Source organism: Alkalitalea saponilacus (assembly GCF_900168165.1).
Classification (GTDB): Bacteria; Bacteroidota; Bacteroidia; order Bacteroidales; family Marinilabiliaceae; genus Natronoflexus; species Natronoflexus saponilacus.
In genome coordinates, this window is record NZ_FUYV01000018.1 from 49,205 (window position 1) to 69,443 (window position 20,239).

A 20,239-nucleotide genomic window follows, 5' to 3' on the forward strand; every position below is an offset into this window, starting at 1 on the left:
TACCATAATTCATAAATTATGCCAATATTTAATTTGTATCAGAAACTCAGAGATGTAATTTAAATATCTTACGATAAATATTTAATCAGGAAAAAACTATCTTTAAGTATTAATATTTATCGAAAGACTTATGAAACCATTTTTACTCATTGTCACGACATTTTTAATTCTAACAGCTGCATGTAATTTCAAACCAGAAACACAAATATCTGCATCTGGGAACAATAAAAAAACTGACACCATGACCATTGATTTTTGGAGTGGTAACAGAACCACTGCCAGGCAATTATACGAAAGAGACATCCTCTTTGCCATACTTTCTGCCACCCGTGAAGAATATGGGAGCTGGAAAGTTATTGAATCAACAAAAGACTACACAGACATTGAAGAATCAAATATTTTTGATGAGTTCCAACATGATTTGACTGTTACCGTTGCCGGGAATGTTAAATTTGAAAACAGAGAGAAGATCGTGATAAATAAACCCATTATGAAAGGCTTATTAGGGTTTAGGATTATAATTATAAACGAAGAGGACCAGACCACATTCAGTAAGGCAACAAACGCCAGAACTCTAAAAAACCTCAGACATGGAATACCATTAACATGGGCTGATGCAGAACTTTTCAGAAGCAATGGCTTTTCTGTTGTTGAGGAAGGATATTTCGATGGCTTATTTGATGATTTAAGAAACAGAAAATTTGATTATACTGCATTTGGTGCAAATGAAGTACATGATGTGTTTCAAGAAAGGGCTGCACAAATTGAAGGGTTAAAAATTGAGGATAGAATAGTTATCTATTATCCATTCCCTTTGCTATTTTACATTAACACCAATAACAAACAATTGGCAGAAAGAGTAAAGAGAGGATTGGAACATATTACTGAAAATGGTACACTTGACAATATATTCGACAAACATTTCCGTGAAACACTGGATTCTATAAATTTCAACTCAAGAGTTGTGATTGAATTAGAAAACCCAAAATTACCTGTTGAATTAAAAGAATTTAAATCAGGCCTTTTTTCATTTGAAAATGGCCATTAATTATTTCTTAAAACCAATATCAAACGACGAGTCAATACCACTAAAGCAATAAAAGAGGTTGCAAGCATCGTTACAACTCTGAAAATAGATAAGGAATCTGATCTGGAGATGGCTCCTATTAAAGGCATAAACAAACCTGTGAAAGCAAGAAAAGTTATAACCACCGAAAATGAAAGCCAGTTAGCACTTCCTCTGGAAACTTGTTGATTAAATGCAAGCAATAACCCGCCAAGAAACACAGGAATCAAAGCAGTAAAAGAAGGATTATCGGATTGAACATACGCCCAAATACCAAAAATGATAAGTACAAACGCATTGACTAAACTAATTTTATGTGCTTTCATTTTATACAATCTATTAAATGTTATTAAATTCTCTTGCACAGGAAGGTCTAATTAAATGTAAACCGATAGAATCAAGAAATTGTTCAGAAGATGGATTGAATTATTTGGCAGGTGGAATTGAGAAACTGATGCTGGTCCCTTTTCCAACTTCACTGGCAACTTCTAATTGTGCTCCATGCTTTTCAACAAATTCCTTGCATATTAAGAGACCTAAACCACTGCCCTTCTCTGATTCGGTACCTGATGAGGAGCCATTCCCATTGCCTTTAAACAAACTCTCTAAAGCTTCCTTACATATGCCAATACCGGTGTCTGAAACAACAAACCGAAGAGTCTCTCCATTTTTAGCTGTTTCAAGTTGCACAATCCCTCCTCGGTTGGTAAACTTAATGGAATTGATAACCAAATTGCGTAATGTGGTTTTAATCATATCCTCATCGAGTACCCAGAAGCCGGAATAATGCTCAGCTAATTCAATGCGCACTTCCTTGCCTTTTGCAATTGAACGACAGAAATCGAGCACATCGTTACACATATCACCCACTTTGACGGCTTTGGGAATCATAGAGGTTTTATTCCACTGGTTTGAGGTCCACTCAAACAAGTTATCCAGCAAATTATAGGCGTCATGTGAAGATTGCTGAATGTGTTCGAGAAAAGTATTTATCTGTTCCTTCTCAACTTTATCAAAATTTGCCACCATATAATCGGCAAATCCAATAATTACAGATAACGGGCTTTTGAGATCGTGAGCAATTACAGATAAGAGCTTATCGCGGGTTTTAACCAGCTTTTTGAGCATCTCTTCCTGCTCTTTTTGTTTTGTTATATCATCAATTGTAAGAAGAACGTATTGTTTTTTCTCAATAACAACGCGGTTGGCAGATATTAATAACTTATAGGTTTGTGGAGTTCCCTCCCGCGCTACAGTAATGGATCCCACTCGCTTTTCGATATCGATTGAAGTGTTAAAAACCTGGGAAAACAAATTCCTGAGATCACATCTGGTGCACTCTTCTGTACAGCCGCATACAGCATTTTCATTTCCATAAAGGTTTACGCACCTAAGAGCCTCTCCAGCAAGCAATCCCATAACCTTCTCGTTACCGGCACCAACTAACTCGCTACCTGCACGATTAATTCTCACAACCCTCCCCTCCCGATCCACAAGAATCAGAACAATTGCTGCGTTGTCAAATATGGCAAGCAACTCACTCTCTGGCAATCGGTTTATGCTATCATTCAACATCGAACCGGTTTTAATTAAAAAAAAGATGTTTGATGCAAATTGACCAAACCAACCATTGACAAAATTAATATTTAAAACTAAAACATCCCAATTATTTTCATATTGAAATATTTATTCGATATTTAACTACATTTATTCGAATATTTCATAATAAAACTTACAAACCCGACTCCTATCTAAATTAGAAAACCAATCCACTTATAGTCAATGGCATTGCCTTCAAGTGAAGACCTTATGGTTATAGAATAATATAATTTAAGGGTAGTAGAGAAATCAGAAAGCACATGCTTTGATGTAATGAGTCAGTAAAACGAACAGCTTAATGATACGGAAAGTCTTTTCTATCTTGTGACTTTGAGAACGGCAGTGGCAATCGAATCCAGTGGTAAAATTTTACTATGTGCATCCAGTTTTATGGCTTCATGCGGCATACCAAAAACAACACAACTTGCTTCATCTTGAGCAATGGTGAATGCCCCAGCCTTTTTCATTTCCAGTAATCCTTTTGCACCATCGGCACCCATTCCCGTCATAATGCCCCCTACAGCATTTGCTCCCGCATTAATGGCAACAGAACGAAACAATACATCTACACTTGGCCGGTGACGGTTCACCAGAGGACCATCAATAACCTCCACGTAATATCTGGCTCCACTTCTTTTTAAAAGTGTATGCTTGTTACCCGGAGCAATCAAGGCTCGTCCGCGAATCACGGTATCGTTGTTGGCAGCCTCTTTAACCGTTATAGCACATATATCATTTAATCTGTTGGCAAATGAACGGGTGAACTCTTCCGGCATGTGCTGAACAATAACAATTCCGGGACTGTCGGCAGGCATGGATTGCAAAAAAACGGTTAATGCCTCTGTGCCACCAGTAGAGGCACCCATTGCAATTATTTTCTCGGTGGTTTGTATCATGCTGCTTCCTTTTAGAGAAGGGATAACAGCATCAGCTGAGAATTTTGGTTCAACCTTAATGGAGGGAACAGCAAAACCGGTTTTTCGTTTAAGCTTTGCGCGCGAGGCAGCCTTAATGGCATCACAAATTCTTATTTTAGACTCCTCGATGAACTCTTTGGTGTTCATTTTAGGTTTCGTAATAATCTCAACCGCACCATATTCAAGGGCTTTTAACCCGGTTTCAGTGCCTTCGGCAGTTAAACTTGAAATGATGACAACCGGTATGGGATGTTGACTCATGATTCGACGAAGAAAAGTAAGACCGTCCATTCTGGGCATTTCAACATCAAGGGTTATAACATCGGGAACCTCATCCAGCATTTTCCTTGCAGCAACAAACGGATCCGAAGCCGTTCCCATTACTTCCATTGAAGAGTTGGAATCAATTATGGAAGAGAGCGTTTGCCTCACAACCGCTGAATCATCCACTATCAGCACCCGTATTTTTTTGCCTGGTTTCAATTAAAACGAAATTAAATAGTTTATACCATTTGAAAAATTGTAGGCCTAATTGCTTTTAACGGAAGTTGCATACCAATAAAAGACTCTGAATGGCCATGAATGATGTAACCTCCCGGCTTTAGATAGTGACAAAGTTTACTCACCACCGACTCTTGTGTTGGTCTGTCAAAATAAATCAACACATTCCGACAAAAAATCAGGTCATATTTTTCAGGCATATTATAACCATCATCCATGAAATTTAACCGGCTGTATTTTATTTTTTGCCTTAATTCCGGAACCACCCTGTAAGTTTTACGGGCAGGATCTTTGCTTTTCATAAAGTATTTTCGCAAAAGGATCTCCGGCACAGCAGGTTTCACCCTATCTTCAGAATAAACACCATTACTGGCCATCCTGAGGATATGGGTAGAGATGTCGGTTCCATGAATGGCATAGTCAAAGTTGTGGGTTTCGTTTAAAAACTCATTGATGACCATCGCGGTTGTTACCGCTTCTTCCCCACTCGAGCAAGCTGCACTCCAAACCTTAAGTGCCTTGCCATTATTTCCCAGTGAAAACTCAGGTAGAATAATATCTCGTAAGAAGCTAAAATGAACCGGCTCTCTGAAAAAATCTGTTTTATTGGTACTGATCACATCAAAAATATGAACCACCTCAGTTTGAAAACCTTCTTCACTAAAAGCATATTTTACGTAATCGTCGAAGGAACTCATATTGAGTTCACGTAAACGCTTTTTCAAACGAGATTGAACCATAACGCGTTTAACAGGTGGCATTTTTATCCCTGTTTCATTCATTATTAGCCGTGCAAGTTTATCGAAGTGCTCCTCAGACAGTTCTGCTTTATATATATCCCTTAGATTAACTATTGCCATATACTAATATAAGTAATTAAAGATATCTGATTCGACAATAAAAACAAACAATGAGGTTTAAATTATATTATTTAACTTCTTTTCAGTTAAACGTAGATGAAAATCTTTATGAAAAGATAAACCACAAAGAACGCAAAGGATTTCACCAAGCCCACAAAGGAGGATAATTAAATATTTCAACCTCTGTTCTACTTTGTGATTTCTTTGTGATCTTTGTGGTTATCTCAAATTTAAAAAACTTGATTTAAATTAAATCTGGTTATTTTAAATCTTAAAACTAAAATCTCTGAAAGTCATCATCAGTCACTTCTGATGAACTCATTTTCAGATCCACGCCTTTTATCTCTTTCAACTGTTCCTGATTTAATTTCTGCCCTGATTTAACATTAGAGAAACCATTCGACTTCTTCTTGCTGCTTTTTTTAACCTGTTTGCGACGATCATTGCTTTCAAGAACAAAGAAGGACACCACCTCTTTCATTTGTTCTGCCTGTCCTGATAATTCTTCAGAACTACTAGCCATCTCTTCCGATGCAGCAGCATTTTGCTGAATTACCTGGTTCAATTGCTGAATGGCGTTGTTCACCTGGTCGGCGCCAGTATTTTGTTCCATACTGGCTGCTGCGATTTCCTGAACAAGCTTGGCCGTTTTTTCTATCTCTGGAACTATATCTGCTAATTGCCTGCTTGCCTCATCAGAAATTCTGACACCATTTTCAGATAATTCGTCAATTTCTTCAGCAGCAATCTGACTGCGCTCAGCCAATTTACGAACCTCTTCGGCTACAACAGCAAAACCTTTTCCATGTTCGCCGGCACGTGCTGCTTCAACGGCAGCATTTAATGCCAACATGTTGGTTTGATATGCAATATCACCAATGATAGATACTTTTTTAGCAATATCTTTCATGGACATCACAGCGATGCTTGTGCTTTCGGCTCCTTTCCTAATTCCGTTAACAGCCATGGTTGCAATTTTTTCAGTTTCCATGGCATTATCCGTATTTTGCTGAATATTGGCTGCCATCTCTTCCATTGATGAGGAGACCTCCTCTGCCGATGAAGCCTGCTCGCTGGCTCCCTGAGACATTTGTTGAGAAGTACTGCTCATCTCCTGACTTGCGGAAGCAATATTGTCTGCACCACCAAGAATATCCCCAATGATATCGCGTAATTGTTCAATCATTTGTTGTAAAGAACGAGCCAATTGTCCAATCTCATCTTTCTGATCAAGCATTTCCTCATCTACATCAATAGTTAAGTTTCCATTGGCAACTTCGGTTGCCAAATTCACTCCTTTGTTAATTCCCCCGGTAATTAATCTGGTAATCATAAACCCTAGGAAAAAAGCAACTCCCAGACCTGCAAGCAATGTAAAAATCATTAGTAAGTTGCTGGCCCTTATAATTCGGTCGCCATTAGACACTGCAATTTCAGAATTTCTAATATTCATTTGTACCATTTGCTCAATCAATCCATTTACAATCTCCAGATACCTGGCTCCATCTTCCATTTGAATACGATCCATATTTGCAAACAATTCTACAGCTATCAATGCTTGGTCATTCAAGATGCTGAAATATCTGAATATTTCATCGGCAGCTGGCATCATTTGCTGCATATATACATTTTGAGCTGAACTCTGGCTACCGGCTCTAATGTGATTCATGATCTCAGCCACTGATCTGTGAAAGCGGTTATGATGTTCGTTCATAGCAGTAATTCCGGAGGTGATTACACTATTTGATGTAGTAAGGTTTGGGATCCATACTCCAAGGTTACAAGCAGTATGATCATCTCCTCCATCGAAAGGTCTCATAGTTTGAATGGCATTAGCAACTCTTACCTGTAAGGCATAATGATCCTTTTCGAACATCTCTAAATCTTTCAGAAACTCCATCGGATAGTGTATATCTAAGCGATTCAGGCGATCCAAATCAGCTTCAAACTGCTCATTTATTTGTCGCCAATCTAGAATTGCTATTCTGAGCTGCTCCCAAACTAACAATACATCATCTTCCATCGGTAAACTTTCAAAACGTTCAATAGCGGTGGCATATCTTTGTCTTGCCGCCTGCACATTTCGCATCTGTTCATTTCTTTGTTCAACTGTCAGGCTAGGGTTTAGCATGGTGCGCATTGAAACCATCAAGGACTCAATTGAGTTGTCTACCTCTTGAAGAGAAACTACAGCAGGCATTCTTTCGTCTGCAACCTCATGAAAAGAATTGCCGACATTTCTTAAGCTTACCAATCCAATAATTCCAACAATAAGAGCCACTCCTGAAACAATGGCAAATCCGGTAATGATCTTCTGTCCTATTTTTAAATCTCTGAATTTCATCTTTGTATCCTCCTGTTAAATTTTGGTATAAAGTCTATTTCATTGAAGCGGGGTCGGTTTCGACTGTAGCGTTTTCATTTATTACATGCTCCTTAACCATCGAAAGTTCTTTAATACTTACCTGATCTTCAGATGAAAAAACAGCATCTATGTTAAGCACGATAAAAAATTTGTCTTTAACGCGGGCCATATTTGAAATAAATTCCGAACGGTATCGGTTTCCAATATTTGGTGGAGGTAACAGATCTTCGCTCTCAAGCTTCAACACGGAGTGTACTCCATCCACCATCAAACCTACCATAACATCCTCTCCTCCAACGTTTATTTCGGTTACCAAAATGCTTGTGCTTTTTGTTTTTTCAATTGGCGACATACCAAATTTCACTCTAGCATCCACTACCGGAAGAACATTTCCTCTAAGATTGATAACTCCTTTCATATAGTCAGGAGACCGGGGCACTTCTGTAATATTTGTCACCTCCAGAATTTTGTGCACTTTACTGACATGGAGTGCAAATATCTCCTCTCCCAATCGGAATGAGAGATAAGAATTGATTTTGTTTGCGTCGTTGTTACTCATAATCAGAATTTATTTTTGTTCATTTTAATAAGGCATAAGTTATCCCTGGTGCGGAAGCAGAAGGGCTCGCACAACTCAACATATAGCACTGTTTATTAATGGATTATAATATTAACATGTCATTCCATAGCTTCGCGAATAAAAGTATTAACATCAAGAACAAGGGCTATGGAGCCATCACCCATAATGGTAGCAGACGATATCATTTTTTGGCTGTGGTAGAGTTTTCCCAGAGGTTTCAGCACGGCCTGAATTTTTCCTATGACCTGATCAACGGATAGGGCAATTTTGAATCCGGAATGGTTTACAACCACCATTTGACAACGTTTGGGAATTTGTCCGTTAATCTGCATCTCCTTCCGTAAGTTGAAAAATGGATACTGAATTCCATTCAGGGTCATCACATTTAAAAAGTTGTTATCAAGCTTTTCCGAATCCATGGGATAAATGCGATCGGTTAAAGACAACGGAATGACATATTGAGTGTTAGCAATTCGCACCAGCAAGCCATCAATAATTGATAAAACCAAAGGCAAAGTGATGGTAATGGTAGTCCCTTTCCCGGGTGTTGACTCAATGGTCGTTTCGCCTCTTATAGCCAGGATATTGCGGCTTACCACATCCATTCCCACTCCCCTGCCTGACACTTCAGTAATTTGATCAGAGGTGGAAAACCCGGCTAAAAACACCATATTCAGCAATTCCTGATCGGTCAGAATCTGACCATCGGAAATCAGTCCTTTTTGAATGGCTTTTTGTCTGATTTTTTCGGGATCAATACCGGCTCCATCATCTTTTATTCGCAATACCACATTTGCTCCTGAGTACTCTGCTTCCAGTCTGATTTCACCTTCCTGAGATTTTCCATTTTTCTGGCGAATTTCAGGGGATTCAATGCCATGGTCGATGCTGTTTCGAATGATGTGTAAAAGTGGATCTGTCAGACTGTCAATCATTGTTTTATCCAGCTCCGTCTCGGTGCCGGTTGCAACAAAACGAACCTTCTTCCCAAGTTGTCCACTTAAGTCTCTTACCAGTCGTTGAAAACGTGTCAACATGTTTTCTATTGGGATCAAACTCATACTGAATGCACTGTCCCTAAGATTGCCTGTCAGCTTTTGAACTGTTTCAGTAACCATTTTCAGCTCCGGAATCTGGTATTTTGAAGATATTGAGTTTAAGCGCTCCTGCGTAATAACCAACTCACTGACCAGACTCATTAAACCATCCAATTTATCAGCTGAAACTCTGATGGAAGATGTGGATCGACCTTTACCATTGCTCTCTTTTACATTATTTAATGCCTCACCACTCATTATATTTTCACGATTATTAGCTGCTACGGGTTCTTCCCCTAAAAAGCCTGTAAAGTCTGACAGTTCGATTTCATCGCTGGTTTTAAGGATTTCATCCAAACGCTTTTTAAAACGTTTGTTTTTAAACAGATCATGTTTTCCTATGGAATGGATTTCAATGATACTTTCATCCTCCACAAACATAAACACATCAATGATGGCATTCTGTCCCATATCTGTTGATATAAACAGATCCCAGTAAACATATGATTTATCAGAATCGAAGGTATCCAGATCTGGAACTTTTGCCATTCGGGGAATGGCAAAAAGATTTCCGAGAGATTTCAACTCTTCAAGCAGATATAATAAATTGGTTCCATATTTTAACACCATCGGACCGGGATAAAAATGGATATAATATGTCGTCATCTGCTTAACATCATCATTTTCAACACCCGAGACTTTGATGTTTCCTACCGAACTCTGTACCGAGTTGATCATATTGAGTGTTTCACTTTGCAGTACCTGATCGATTTCGAAGGTTAAATCTTTATACTTTTGCAATGTATTAATGTCGTCCACCTGCGAAACATCCAGCAAATCCCTTAAAAGATCCACTGAGTTTAAAGTAACCGTAAGCAAATCCTGCGATACCAATAATTTTCCCGACCTGATCATATCATAAATATTCTCGAGTCGATGCGTAAACTCACTCAGTTTATCAAAACCAAACATGGCTCCGCCACCTTTGAGAGAGTGCATTACGCGAAATACCTGCTCCAAAAGTTCCTTATTGTTGGGTGACAGTTCTAGTTCCAGAAGCGCCCGCTCCAAATCACTGATGTTATCGAGCGCCTCTTCTATGAATTTGGACTGGAAATTTTCAAAATTCGGTATCATTATAAAATCTGATTAAATTCTAGCGTAAAGAGTTTTAATTAACCGGGTTCACATCAGAGCACAACAATCCTGGTCGTGTCACCACGTTAAACCTATCAATATGTATTACTGGACTTTAGACAGCCTCTTGCCGGGGGTAAAGCTGAGCCACTCGTTTCAGTAACCCCTGAATATTTAGTGGTTTGGTAAAAAAGTCGTCTGCTCCCATCTCTTTTAGCACCCTGATGGTATCAGGGTCGTTGAGTGCAGATACAATGATTACAGGGATCTTTCCATAAATCTCCTTAGACTTTAAGCGTTCCAACAGATGAAACCCCGAAATCTTAGGCATTAAAAGATCAAGAAGAATTAATGCAGGTTGTTGTTTATATATAAGATTCCATGCCTCGGTAGCCGACATGGCTGTTTGTGTTGGATAGTCCTCCTCTGCCAATACGGCTTCAAGTAAAACGTTATTGGTCTGGGAGTCATCAACAATTAGAATATAATCTTCGTTTATCTTCATAATTGAAGGGTTTTGGATTCTTTTTTTTAAACTCATTTAAGGTCATTTGTGTGTGGCTCACACTAATACTTAATACGCCAAAGATAGTATGCAGGATACAATTAATTAGGTGATTTGAATTACCTCTGCAAGGTGATATATATCACCTCACACATATAATGACCTTGTTATAGTACTAAAATATTTTCTCATCTCATACCATAACATGAAGACCGACAGTCGGAAATTTCCTTAGGACGTTGTCCTATGTTGATGATTGCGCCCCTTTGGGGCTTCACTTTAAGCATAGTTGCCTTCCAAAGCAACCTGAAAAAAATTATCATCTGTCAAAGTAGGCCTAATTGATTCAATATTAATTTAAGCAGTCTCCTTAATGCTTATAGCATTTCTTCAATAGATTTCCATTCAACAATCATATCTTCAAACGTTTTTACCAGTTCATCAGTCCGATGCTTGCGTTTTTCAAAACGCATGGCCATTTTCTCAAGTTCCGGCAAACAAAGAGTAGCTGCGGCTCCTTTTAAACTGTGGGCAACATCCGCTGCATCCTCAAACTTCTCCTTTTCAAGGCATTTTTTAATTCGATGTAAGTACCCTGGTATACTTACTTTAGCGGTTTCCATAAGTCGATCAAATGTTGCTATTCTACCCCCGATTTTTTCCATCAGCAAATCTTTATCAAAATGATGATTCTGAACTTTAGATGCTCTAACCGCGTTAGGGATTTCAATAAAATTGAAATCCGGCATAAGTTCTATCAGAGTTTTTGATAGTTTATCAAGTTCTATTGGTTTTGTAACATATGCATCCATCCCGGCCTCTCTGCAATCGGTCAGTGTTTCATCTTGCACTTTGGCAGTCAAAGCTATAATGGGGGTCTGTTTTGCGTTAAGACCCTCAGAGTTTCGTATCTCCCGTGTTGCTTCCAAGCCTCCTAAAACGGGCATGTTCAAATCCATGAGAATCAAATCCGGATTCTTCTCTTTATACAACTCAACGGCTCTGTTTCCATTGTATGCTTTGACCAGAGTCGCCTTGGGGAACAACTGCAAAACAATCTCTGCTGTTAACATCATATTTATATTATCATCTTCGGCCAACAAAATAGTAACTGAGTCCAGGGAGTAGATATTCTTCTTATCAGTGCCGCGGAACCTGCTTTTTGAGGATGATTTATTTGTTAAAGAACCATCTATTTTTGACAACACCCGATAAAACTCATCGGGTTTTACCGGCTTTATAAGCTTTTCATAAATATTAAGTTTTTCATCTTGTTCAAATACTGTAAAATCATCAGATGAAGAGCAGAGTAAAATGAAAACTTGTTGCACAGATTTTTTACTGCTCATATCCATTATTTTCCGAATCACATCAAGACCATTGATGTAAGGCATCTGATAATCGACAATGATCAGATCGCTTCCGTGTTCTTCTGATACCATGCGAATGGCATCAACTCCATCCTCTGCCTGAGATACCTTAACATTATGGTAACTCAGCATTTCCACAATTACAGACCTACTCACGGGGTGATCATCCACAACCAAAACATTCTTTAAACCTTTTAATTTTAATACCGGTAAAGGCTCCGGATTAACTAACTCGAGATTGAGATCGAAATAGAACCTGCTTCCTCTTCCCGGATGACTTTCCATCTGAATTTTACTGTTCATTTTCTGCAGAAGCATGTTGGAAATGACCAATCCTAACCCCGATCCTCCATAACGTCGGCTCGCTAAATTGTCTACTTGAGAAAACGCTTTAAACAGTTTCTGTTTATCACTTTTAGAAACCCCAACTCCGGTATCCCTTACTAAAAAACGAAATTTTGCAACTGAATTGGGTTTGTCAATCTCCAGAAGTTTAACCTGCAGCTCAACTTCTCCAATTTCTGTAAATTTTATGGCATTACTGATCAAGTTAATAAGTACCTGGCGCAATCTGAGTTCATCAACTTTTACGTTAAATGGTAAATCCGGAGCAATATTTACAATAAGTTCCAGATCTTTTTTATGCGCATTGAATCGGACAATTTCGATGACAGTATCCAGAGTTTGCAGTAAATCGATCTCTTCAGGGTAGAGTTCAAGTTTACCTGCTTCTATCTTTGAGAAATCAAGAATATTATTTATTAAATCCATGAGAGACTTAGCCGATACATGGATATTTTCCATGTATTTACGCTGAATTCCTGAAAGTTTTGTTCCGACCAACAATTCTGAGAAACCAATCACTCCATTTAACGGCGTACGAATTTCATGGCTCATATTAGAGAGAAAATCACTTTTAGCTCTGGATGCAGCTTCTGCATCCTCCTTTACTTTTTTTAAACGACCATTCTCTGTCATTTCCAAGGTGATGTCGGTAATGGTAGTCATTAATCCTAACCCCTTTTCTACAACTTCTATCTCAATTCGAAGCCATTTGGAAGTAATTGAATTGTAAAACCGCATGGAGGTTTTCCCGAAATCTTCAATCAGACACGCAATATCTGGTTTTACTTCATTTTCCGGAATCAACTGATCGAGGTAGGACTGATAGGCAGACAATCCGTCACCCCTCAAACTTATTCCGGTTAATGTTTCAGAAGCACGATTAATCGACTCCAGTTTTAAATGACCATATTGGTCAATGGAATGATAAATGCATCCAATTGGCAGACGGTCTAATATCTTTGACATTGTTTCCATTTTAAACCAGATCAGTTAGTTTTGCTGTTGATCATTGTATGGCAATTTCAAAAAACCATAAACTTTCTCTATAAGAGAGCCAATGTTTATAGGTTTAAAAATGTAATCATCACATCCTGCATTCAATACGTTTTTTTGCTCTCCTTCGAGAGCAAAAGCAGTTTGAGCAATTACCGGAACCGCCTGATCCTCTTCTTTTATGATTTTTGTAGCTTCCAGGCCATCCATACGAGGCATTTTAACATCCATTAAAACCAGATCAATAAAACCATGACTTCTAAACAATTCCACAGCTTCGACTCCGTTTCTGGCCCAGAATATATCAAATCTTTCCCCATAAGAACTACCAGTTAGCGCATCTTTTATCAGCTGATAATTTATTTCATCATCTTCAGCGATTAGAACATTATAATGTTCTTTTGTGTATAAAGAGTCTGTATTAACCTTTAAGGCTGAATCATCTTTTACTGCAGGCATTTCAGGTAGTGCAAAGTAAAAAACAGAGCCCTTGCCAGGCTCAGATTCAAGGATAATCTCACTCCCCATTTGTTCAACAATTCGAGAAGCAATGGATAATCCGAGTCCATTTCCGCCAAACTCCCGGTTAACCTGCATGTCAGCCTGACGAAATGGCTGAAAAATAGACTCCTTATGTTCTTCATCAACTCCAATTCCTGTGTCTTCTACAAACAGCACCCATTTATCTCCTCTATTCTTACAACCAAAAACGATTTCGCCATCCCGAGTAAATTTTACAGCATTACATACCAACTTTTGCAACACCTTTTCAATACGCTGGTTATCGCCGATAAATTTTACTTCTTCACCTTCCGGGAAAAACGTATTTAACTTCACACTCTCGTTGGTTTTATCGCGATACTGATTATATACTTTCTGCAATATTTCTGCTAAATCAACCTCGTCCTGAACCAGAACAAGATCCCCAGTTTCAAGCCGTGAGATGTCAATTATGTCATCAACTATATTTAAAAGTTGGTTTGTTGATTCAGAAATGTATCGTACATAGGAGTCCTTTCGTTGATCTGACAAACCGGGAGTTCTCAGCAGCTCAGAAAATCCAAGAATCCCATTCATTGGTGTCCTGATTTCGTGGGACATATTTTGAAGGAAAGCTGTTTTTAGCCGGTCACTCTGTTCTGCTTTCTCCTTAGCAATAAAAAACTCTTTATTGAGGTTTTCCAATTCAACGTTGTGTTGTTTAAGTTGATTGGTGTAGTTTACTGACTCTTTGTAAAGCCTTGCATTCTCAATGGCAAGAGATGCCTGAGCAGCCATGGACTGACAGATTTCAATTTCCGATTGAGTGAAGGTTCTGTTTTCATCATCTCCTGATAATATCAATAATCCGAATACGCCATTGGCACTAATCAGGGGAATGTATAACATGACATTAACCCCTAGCTGATCCAGTATTGCAAGTTCTTGAAATGAAAGTTGCTTAAAGTTATGCTTTGAAATGGTTACAGGTTCCCCAGTGTCAATACATTGAGAAGCAAAATAATGGTCAGATATCGATGTTTTTTCCACAAACCCGGGCAGAGGTTGGTTTGGCTCTGGCCAAATAGATTTTAAGCTAATAAAATCACCATCCTTTATATATATTGCTCCACCATCTACGTTAATTAACTCAACTCCTTTCTGTATAATCATGGGCAATAGAAATTCCTGATCAAGAGTTGAACTGAAGGAGCGGCTGATTTCAAGCAATGCAGCCAGATTATTACTGTGTTCCATAATGGCACGTTGTGCCATTATGCGTCCTGTGATATCTTCTTTTACAGCAATGAAGTTTGTAATTTTTCCAAAATCATTCAAAATGGGGGCTATTACAGCCGATTCATAGTAAAGTTCTCCACTTTTTTTACGATTAATAAACTCTCCATGCCACTCTTCACCGGATGATATGGTTATCCACAGTTGTTTGTGTACTTCAGGATTGGTCTCATTTGATTTAAGAATTCTTGGGTTTTGCCCGATAACTTCATCAACGGTATATCCGGTTAGTTCACAAAACTTTGCATTTACATACTGAATATTTCCGTTTGCATCTGTAATTACTATCGTCGCAGGACTTTGAGATGTAGCCACGGAAAGCATGTTGAGCATGGTATTTTTTAACTTCAGCTCAGAGAGGTCTATATCCATGCTATAGAGTTCCGGTTCGCCATTGAAGTTATTCAAAATAAAACAGTTGCGATACACTGCTACCGGCTCACCATTTTTATTATGCAAAACCAACTCCTCTGATGGAATTGGTTCACTGTTGATCAGCATGCCTTCAATATCGGAAATTACCTTACACTTTAGTGATTCCGGAATTATCAGATCAATGAATGATTTGCCAAGTGCCTCCTGATCGGAATAGCCATACAATTGCTCACTCACTTTATTCCAATATACAACCTCCCCCTTTTTGTTGATTCCCTGAACAGCTATGTTGGATATTTGGTTTAATAATTCCAGAATTTTTGAATTCAGCACAGAGTCCTGAACTGGATCAGAAACAGAGGTTTCTGATTTGGTGATGTATACAACAATGCTTTTTTCATCCAGAGGATGAAAAATGAGTTTACACCAAATATCCTGCACATCATTAAATGTAGCTATCTCTAGAGGCTTTTCTGAAACTGAAACCTTGTTGAGGCAGGATGTCATATCAAATAAAAAACCAACACGACTATTTATCAAACTGTTTACCTGATCAATTGTAGCCTCGGGGAGTGATATGAACTGAAGAAAAGCACGATTAAAGTATTTTACCTCGTAATCAAACCCCTGCGATGAATTGGATGTACGCTTTGAAAACAAAACACAACCATAAGGTGACTGATCAATAATTGGCTGGTATAAGTTTTCCATCAGCTACAAAAATTATTTACATTTTTCAAAAAGAGAGTAATTCAAATAAAATACAATGCCTTATGTTCAATTTGTTAACGAATTAAAAACGGAACGCAATAATGCAAAAATGAATATACAAAAAAATAACATCAACTCAAAAACAACAAAACCATCAACAGGAGAAAGACTTATCAGAACCTATTGAAAAAAGAGTTTTTTTCAATATATTTAAGTTCCGAAAGATAAATGACATATGACACATATCCCTTCTCAAAATGATTTTTTAACATCATCCCAAAATCAGGGATCTTGTGGCCCAGCCTACAAATATATTGATGAAAACAGTCAGATTGTAAAATATAATAAAGGAGAAATTATAATCAAGCAAAGTTCGCCTGCAACACATGCCATTTTTATAAACAAAGGATTGGTAAAGACCATAAAAGAGAGTGCCAACGGACGTACAAATATTCTGGAAATAATTGGAAAAGGCCAACACATGGGCTTATTACCGCTGATGAGTAGTTCCGTGCACGATTATACATCAATCGCGCTTACAGATGTTGAAACCAGATTTACTCCTAAGGATGTTTTCATGCAAACCATGCATGAAAACAGTGATTTTGCCAACAAAATCATCACAGAAAGCTGCATAAGTTCACAAAAAACGATTAGCCGATTAGTGACCATCAATAACAAGCAATTACCGGGACGGGTTGCCGATGTCATTCTTTACTTTTTAGATCTGGAAAATGGTGAAAGCTATGACTCGCTCGAGTTTCCTCTGACTCGCAATGAACTGGCTCAGTTTGCAGGAACCACCAAGGAGAGTTTCATCAGAACACTAACTGAGTTTAAAAATGACAAAATCATAACCATAAACGGGAAGTCCATTCAAATAAATAGCATGGAAATTATAAAAACCCTGAGCAGATTAGGGTAGTTCTTCTCCTGAAGTTTTATTAACCGGTGTATCCAAAAGCACTTTAATCCACTGTCTTGCCTCTGGAAGGCTGTTGAAATAACCTATTGGTTTATCTCTACCAAAATCTGAGAACTTTTTCAGCGACAAACGGGTAAACACATCTTTAGGAATAACAAAAGCCATCACCTTTAAGCCGTACTGCATCATTTCAGGCAGTGCAGAGGCAGCATACTGCGCATCATCCGGGCTTACTACTTTTTGCTCTGTTACATCTGAGATTAAAGAGTCCACATTGTTTTTAGCTATAAACTCAGTGGAAATATCAATGATAACCCTGAAGAGAGCTGCAGGGACAAAACCACTCCAAACCTGTAAGAGTTCTTTTCTTTCATCATCGTATCGTAAAACAACGTTCTGATCCTTGTAAAGCTCCATTTTCAAGTCCTTTTTTTCTATAATATTTTAAACAAAAGAAAATTCATCATCACAAACTGCGTGTATCAAACTTATGACGGTCTCATTCTTAAATCGCAAACCAAGACTCCCGCTGAAGTCATCAAATTCAGGCTTAATTCCGTAACCTAAATCAAAAGCCCCGTTTGAAAAACGGTTCATTGGCTTAAAACCATTAACCAGAAGTTTTTCAATCCACCTGAATGCCGGTTCATGTTTCTCGACCCTGTCCATTTCATTTCCACCGATAATATCATCAATCTCCCTGCCAAAAAACAACTTGAGGCCGTTTCGTTTCACTTCATCAATTGGTAACTGATCAATTACCTGAAAAACATGATAAAAATGCTGGTAGCAGTTTTGAAAACGTCTTTGAAAATCAGGTTCATAATGATCTACGTTTGGTTCTGTCAGGAAAAAAGCTTTAGGATTTAAGCCCCGGAGCTTTTTTATCACTCTATGCCTGTCTGTTTGCTGCTTAATATGATGCAAAGCCAAAGATTCGTTAATTACGAGATCTCCGCCAGACTTCTGAATCATCTCCCCGATCCATTCAAAATCAACTTCTTCAATAAACGACCTGACGGGGATAAAGTTCAATGCAAAAGGACACGAGACTTTTGAAATAACAGACTGAGCATGATCCAATGCCTCTGAAAATGGTTCAATGCCGATCAGAGTAACTCTACGAAGAGAGTTACTTGCAGAGAGTTTCTTAAGAAGGGAGTTCATTTGCACTCCCATTCCTGTTCCAACATCAATAATTATGATATTTGAGGAATCACCAACCACTTCAAGAATGGTGTCATTAATAATTTCATGACACTTTTTCACAAAAGGGAATTGCTCTATCAATAAATTGAACAGTTCAATCTGAGGCACCTCAAATTTTTTGAGGTAGATATGTTCATCGGTACCGGATGGGCCGATGTGTTTTCTGATGGCCTTGATGAACAGGGTCGTTAAAAACTTTTCAGAACATGCTGACAATCCGTCAAGACAATGATCCAATAAAGTTTCAACTTCGACCCGGGTTTCCTGAGAAATATTATCAGGAAAATTTTTCATTACTAGATTTAAGGCTTCATAAACAGTAGGTACCGGAAAAGTCTGCATTCTTTAACAGGTTGGTTGAATTTACAAAATCAGGCAGGGTTAGGGTCACTTTTTTATTTAGTATCAAGTCAAGTGTGAATTGTCTCCCTCGCTCTCCCCTGGCCCCCAAGGGGGAATCACCAAGCACACAAGAATTAACCATTCACTTTATTCCTGACATGACGCTAGTGCTTTAGAAGCCAAGTTTCCGCTTCTGCTAAGTTGTCAAAATATTGTACATTATCGGGCATCCCTTTTTCCTTGGCAAAAGAACTTAGAGCAAGTTTGGTGATTACGTTTTTTGGCATTACAAAGGCCATCGCTTTTACTCCTCCGCCAAAAAGCTGCGGCATCACAGAGGCTGCATATTTTGATTCTTCGGGCCCGACAGGCTTTTGCTCAACAGTGTTCGACATCAGATACTTTACCTGATTGCCTTTAACAAATTCTACGGTTTTATCAATGGCCTCACGAAACTGAACTGAAGAGGCGAAACCAATCCACTTTTGTAATAGTAGCTTTTTTGTTGTATCAAATTCAATTCGCACAACAGGAGACGAATAAATTTCCATAACCTTAATATTTTTAAGTAAAACAAAAAAATAAATCCTTTCAAATTCACTATAAAACAATTCACTAAAACATTACGTCATCAGACACACCCACAAAAACCTTATAGCGCTTGCTAAATAACACTTACAAAATAGCATTTTTTTATCAAAACAATAAATTTTGAAGGAAAAAGCGATACTTTGCTCCATGCTGCTTATACGTACTTTTTATCATATTGTTATACATTATCCAATAAATAACATAAAGCAACAGATATGTGTCGCAGTTTTAGATAAATAGAAAAAGAATAAAAACAATTAAAGCAGGAGCACTAAAAAACAAAAAAGCCAACAGGAATAATTACTGTTGGCTTTCTAAAAAATTATCTACAGGCGTTATCTACCTTGCAAAATTGACTATTTGTCGGCTTAAAGTTAAATTGCGGTTACGGGTTCCTTCTTCATCCAACTGATAAACCATTCTTTCATTTTCAACATACAGGTTTATGCTTGCTTCGGCCGGCATACGACCATGGCTTTCTGTAATAACCAACACCGGAGAATTGCTTAATGCAGAAGCCGACCTTCTGAGAACACTTAATTGATTGTTGGGAACAAACAAAATGTGACATGAAGTAAGATCATCATTTGCACCTAAAGCAACGATTTCGATTGGTCGTCCACCAACATTTCTATCTGAAGCTGAAGCCTGCAATTCTGAAATAATTGGGTGGTTGTGGCCTAAAACCCCTATTTTAAAAACCAATTCATTATGCAAGTTTGGCCATTGCACCAGTCTGGTGAAATTGTAAATAAAGGTACTCTGATACCTTTCAAGTTGAGCATCTGCCTTTTGCACAAACAAAAAAGCAAACAACATAAATAATGTAAAATAAACTTTTTTCATTCTGGTATTAATTTGATTGCGATGCAAAAATACCAGTTTACCAAATAATCGTATGTAAATTAAATATAATTAACCAGTTAAAATATCACAACAGATTGAAAGTTATCACACTGTAGCATGCAAAACCATAGTAAAACAAAGAAAAATTAAAGGTGTAGATCAAATATTAATCGCAAAAGTAAGCGAATA

16 protein-coding genes are annotated in these 20,239 nt (G+C 38.0%); 2 read left to right on the top strand and 14 right to left on the bottom strand.

The window, feature by feature from the left end; translation table 11 throughout:
* Positions 1 to 241: 241 nt before the first annotated feature.
* On the top strand, positions 242 to 1,048 hold the full coding sequence (locus B5X70_RS13955; RefSeq protein ID WP_157666463.1) for a type 2 periplasmic-binding domain-containing protein: 807 nt from the start codon (positions 242 to 244) through the stop codon (positions 1,046 to 1,048).
* Here the strand turns inward: B5X70_RS13955 and B5X70_RS13960 are convergent.
* The 10 genes from B5X70_RS13960 to B5X70_RS14005 all read right to left on the bottom strand — a co-directional run bounded on the left by B5X70_RS13960 (position 1,045) and on the right by B5X70_RS14005 (position 16,137).
* The gene (locus tag B5X70_RS13960) at positions 1,045 to 1,392 is read right to left on the bottom strand and encodes a hypothetical protein (RefSeq protein ID WP_079558526.1); all 348 of its coding nucleotides are present in this window, start codon (positions 1,390 to 1,392) and stop codon (positions 1,045 to 1,047) included. The two genes, B5X70_RS13955 and B5X70_RS13960, sit on opposite strands and share 4 nt — an antisense overlap.
* Before the next feature lie 100 nt (positions 1,393 to 1,492).
* Positions 1,493 to 2,641: a PAS domain-containing sensor histidine kinase gene (locus B5X70_RS13965; RefSeq protein ID WP_079558527.1), complete on the bottom strand. Its 1,149-nt coding sequence runs from the start codon at positions 2,639 to 2,641 to the stop codon at positions 1,493 to 1,495.
* 341 nt (positions 2,642 to 2,982) lie between these two features.
* Entirely contained in the window at positions 2,983 to 4,065 is a 1,083-nt protein-coding gene (locus B5X70_RS13970) for a protein-glutamate methylesterase/protein-glutamine glutaminase (protein WP_079558528.1), read from the bottom strand.
* A 20-nt stretch (positions 4,066 to 4,085) separates the two neighbouring features.
* Positions 4,086 to 4,943: a CheR family methyltransferase gene (locus tag B5X70_RS13975; protein WP_079558529.1), complete on the bottom strand. Its 858-nt coding sequence runs from the start codon at positions 4,941 to 4,943 to the stop codon at positions 4,086 to 4,088.
* A 277-nt stretch (positions 4,944 to 5,220) separates the two neighbouring features.
* Entirely contained in the window at positions 5,221 to 7,287 is a 2,067-nt protein-coding gene (locus tag B5X70_RS13980; protein ID WP_079558530.1) for a methyl-accepting chemotaxis protein, read from the bottom strand.
* A gap of 34 nt (positions 7,288 to 7,321) precedes the next feature.
* Positions 7,322 to 7,867: a chemotaxis protein CheW gene (locus B5X70_RS13985; protein ID WP_079558531.1), complete on the bottom strand. Its 546-nt coding sequence runs from the start codon at positions 7,865 to 7,867 to the stop codon at positions 7,322 to 7,324.
* 119 nt (positions 7,868 to 7,986) lie between these two features.
* Complete coding sequence (locus B5X70_RS13990; protein WP_079558532.1) at positions 7,987 to 10,062, bottom strand: chemotaxis protein CheA; 2,076 nt, start codon at positions 10,060 to 10,062, stop codon at positions 7,987 to 7,989.
* A 115-nt stretch (positions 10,063 to 10,177) separates the two neighbouring features.
* Positions 10,178 to 10,567, bottom strand: a complete 390-nt coding sequence (locus B5X70_RS13995) for a response regulator (RefSeq protein ID WP_157666464.1) — start codon at positions 10,565 to 10,567, stop codon at positions 10,178 to 10,180.
* 377 nt (positions 10,568 to 10,944) lie between these two features.
* Positions 10,945 to 13,248, bottom strand: a complete 2,304-nt coding sequence (locus B5X70_RS14000) for a response regulator (protein ID WP_159450009.1) — start codon at positions 13,246 to 13,248, stop codon at positions 10,945 to 10,947.
* A 24-nt stretch (positions 13,249 to 13,272) separates the two neighbouring features.
* Positions 13,273 to 16,137, bottom strand: a complete 2,865-nt coding sequence (locus B5X70_RS14005) for a PAS domain S-box protein (protein WP_079558535.1) — start codon at positions 16,135 to 16,137, stop codon at positions 13,273 to 13,275.
* A gap of 235 nt (positions 16,138 to 16,372) precedes the next feature.
* Between B5X70_RS14005 and B5X70_RS14010 the strand changes: the two genes are divergently transcribed.
* Complete coding sequence (locus B5X70_RS14010) at positions 16,373 to 17,062, top strand: Crp/Fnr family transcriptional regulator (protein WP_079558536.1); 690 nt, start codon at positions 16,373 to 16,375, stop codon at positions 17,060 to 17,062.
* Here B5X70_RS14010 and B5X70_RS14015 read toward each other — a convergent pair.
* The 4 genes from B5X70_RS14015 to B5X70_RS14030 all read right to left on the bottom strand — a co-directional run bounded on the left by B5X70_RS14015 (position 17,054) and on the right by B5X70_RS14030 (position 20,050).
* Positions 17,054 to 17,479, bottom strand: coding sequence for a hypothetical protein (locus B5X70_RS14015; RefSeq protein WP_079558537.1), 426 nt, complete (start codon positions 17,477 to 17,479; stop codon positions 17,054 to 17,056). The genes B5X70_RS14010 and B5X70_RS14015 overlap by 9 nt on opposite strands.
* A 27-nt stretch (positions 17,480 to 17,506) precedes the next feature.
* A complete protein-coding gene (locus B5X70_RS14020) occupies positions 17,507 to 18,565 on the bottom strand; it encodes a GRAS family protein (RefSeq protein WP_157666465.1) in 1,059 nt (352 codons plus the stop codon).
* 212 nt (positions 18,566 to 18,777) lie between these two features.
* Positions 18,778 to 19,164, bottom strand: coding sequence for a hypothetical protein (locus tag B5X70_RS14025; RefSeq protein ID WP_079558539.1), 387 nt, complete (start codon positions 19,162 to 19,164; stop codon positions 18,778 to 18,780).
* Between the two features lie 379 nt (positions 19,165 to 19,543).
* A complete protein-coding gene (locus tag B5X70_RS14030; protein ID WP_079558540.1) occupies positions 19,544 to 20,050 on the bottom strand; it encodes a YfiR family protein in 507 nt (168 codons plus the stop codon).
* Positions 20,051 to 20,239 lie beyond the last annotated feature (189 nt).

Bases quoted from the DNA above. Each gene is read 5' to 3' on its own strand.
- B5X70_RS13955 (WP_157666463.1), top strand. From the start codon at position 242: ATGACCATTGATTTTTGGAGTGGTAACAGAACCACTGCCAGGCAATTA.
- B5X70_RS13960 (WP_079558526.1), bottom strand. From the start codon at position 1,392: ATGAAAGCACATAAAATTAGTTTAGTCAATGCGTTTGTACTTATCATT.
- B5X70_RS13965 (WP_079558527.1), bottom strand. From the start codon at position 2,641: ATGTTGAATGATAGCATAAACCGATTGCCAGAGAGTGAGTTGCTTGCC.
- B5X70_RS13975 (WP_079558529.1), bottom strand. From the start codon at position 4,943: ATGGCAATAGTTAATCTAAGGGATATATATAAAGCAGAACTGTCTGAG.
- B5X70_RS13980 (WP_079558530.1), bottom strand. From the start codon at position 7,287: ATGAAATTCAGAGATTTAAAAATAGGACAGAAGATCATTACCGGATTT.
- B5X70_RS13985 (WP_079558531.1), bottom strand. From the start codon at position 7,867: ATGAGTAACAACGACGCAAACAAAATCAATTCTTATCTCTCATTCCGA.
- B5X70_RS13990 (WP_079558532.1), bottom strand. From the start codon at position 10,062: ATGATACCGAATTTTGAAAATTTCCAGTCCAAATTCATAGAAGAGGCG.
- B5X70_RS13995 (WP_157666464.1), bottom strand. From the start codon at position 10,567: ATGAAGATAAACGAAGATTATATTCTAATTGTTGATGACTCCCAGACC.
- B5X70_RS14000 (WP_159450009.1), bottom strand. From the start codon at position 13,248: ATGTCAAAGATATTAGACCGTCTGCCAATTGGATGCATTTATCATTCC.
- B5X70_RS14005 (WP_079558535.1), bottom strand. From the start codon at position 16,137: ATGGAAAACTTATACCAGCCAATTATTGATCAGTCACCTTATGGTTGT.
- B5X70_RS14010 (WP_079558536.1), top strand. From the start codon at position 16,373: ATGACACATATCCCTTCTCAAAATGATTTTTTAACATCATCCCAAAAT.
- B5X70_RS14015 (WP_079558537.1), bottom strand. From the start codon at position 17,479: ATGGAGCTTTACAAGGATCAGAACGTTGTTTTACGATACGATGATGAA.
- B5X70_RS14020 (WP_157666465.1), bottom strand. From the start codon at position 18,565: ATGAAAAATTTTCCTGATAATATTTCTCAGGAAACCCGGGTCGAAGTT.
- B5X70_RS14025 (WP_079558539.1), bottom strand. From the start codon at position 19,164: ATGGAAATTTATTCGTCTCCTGTTGTGCGAATTGAATTTGATACAACA.
- B5X70_RS14030 (WP_079558540.1), bottom strand. From the start codon at position 20,050: ATGAAAAAAGTTTATTTTACATTATTTATGTTGTTTGCTTTTTTGTTT.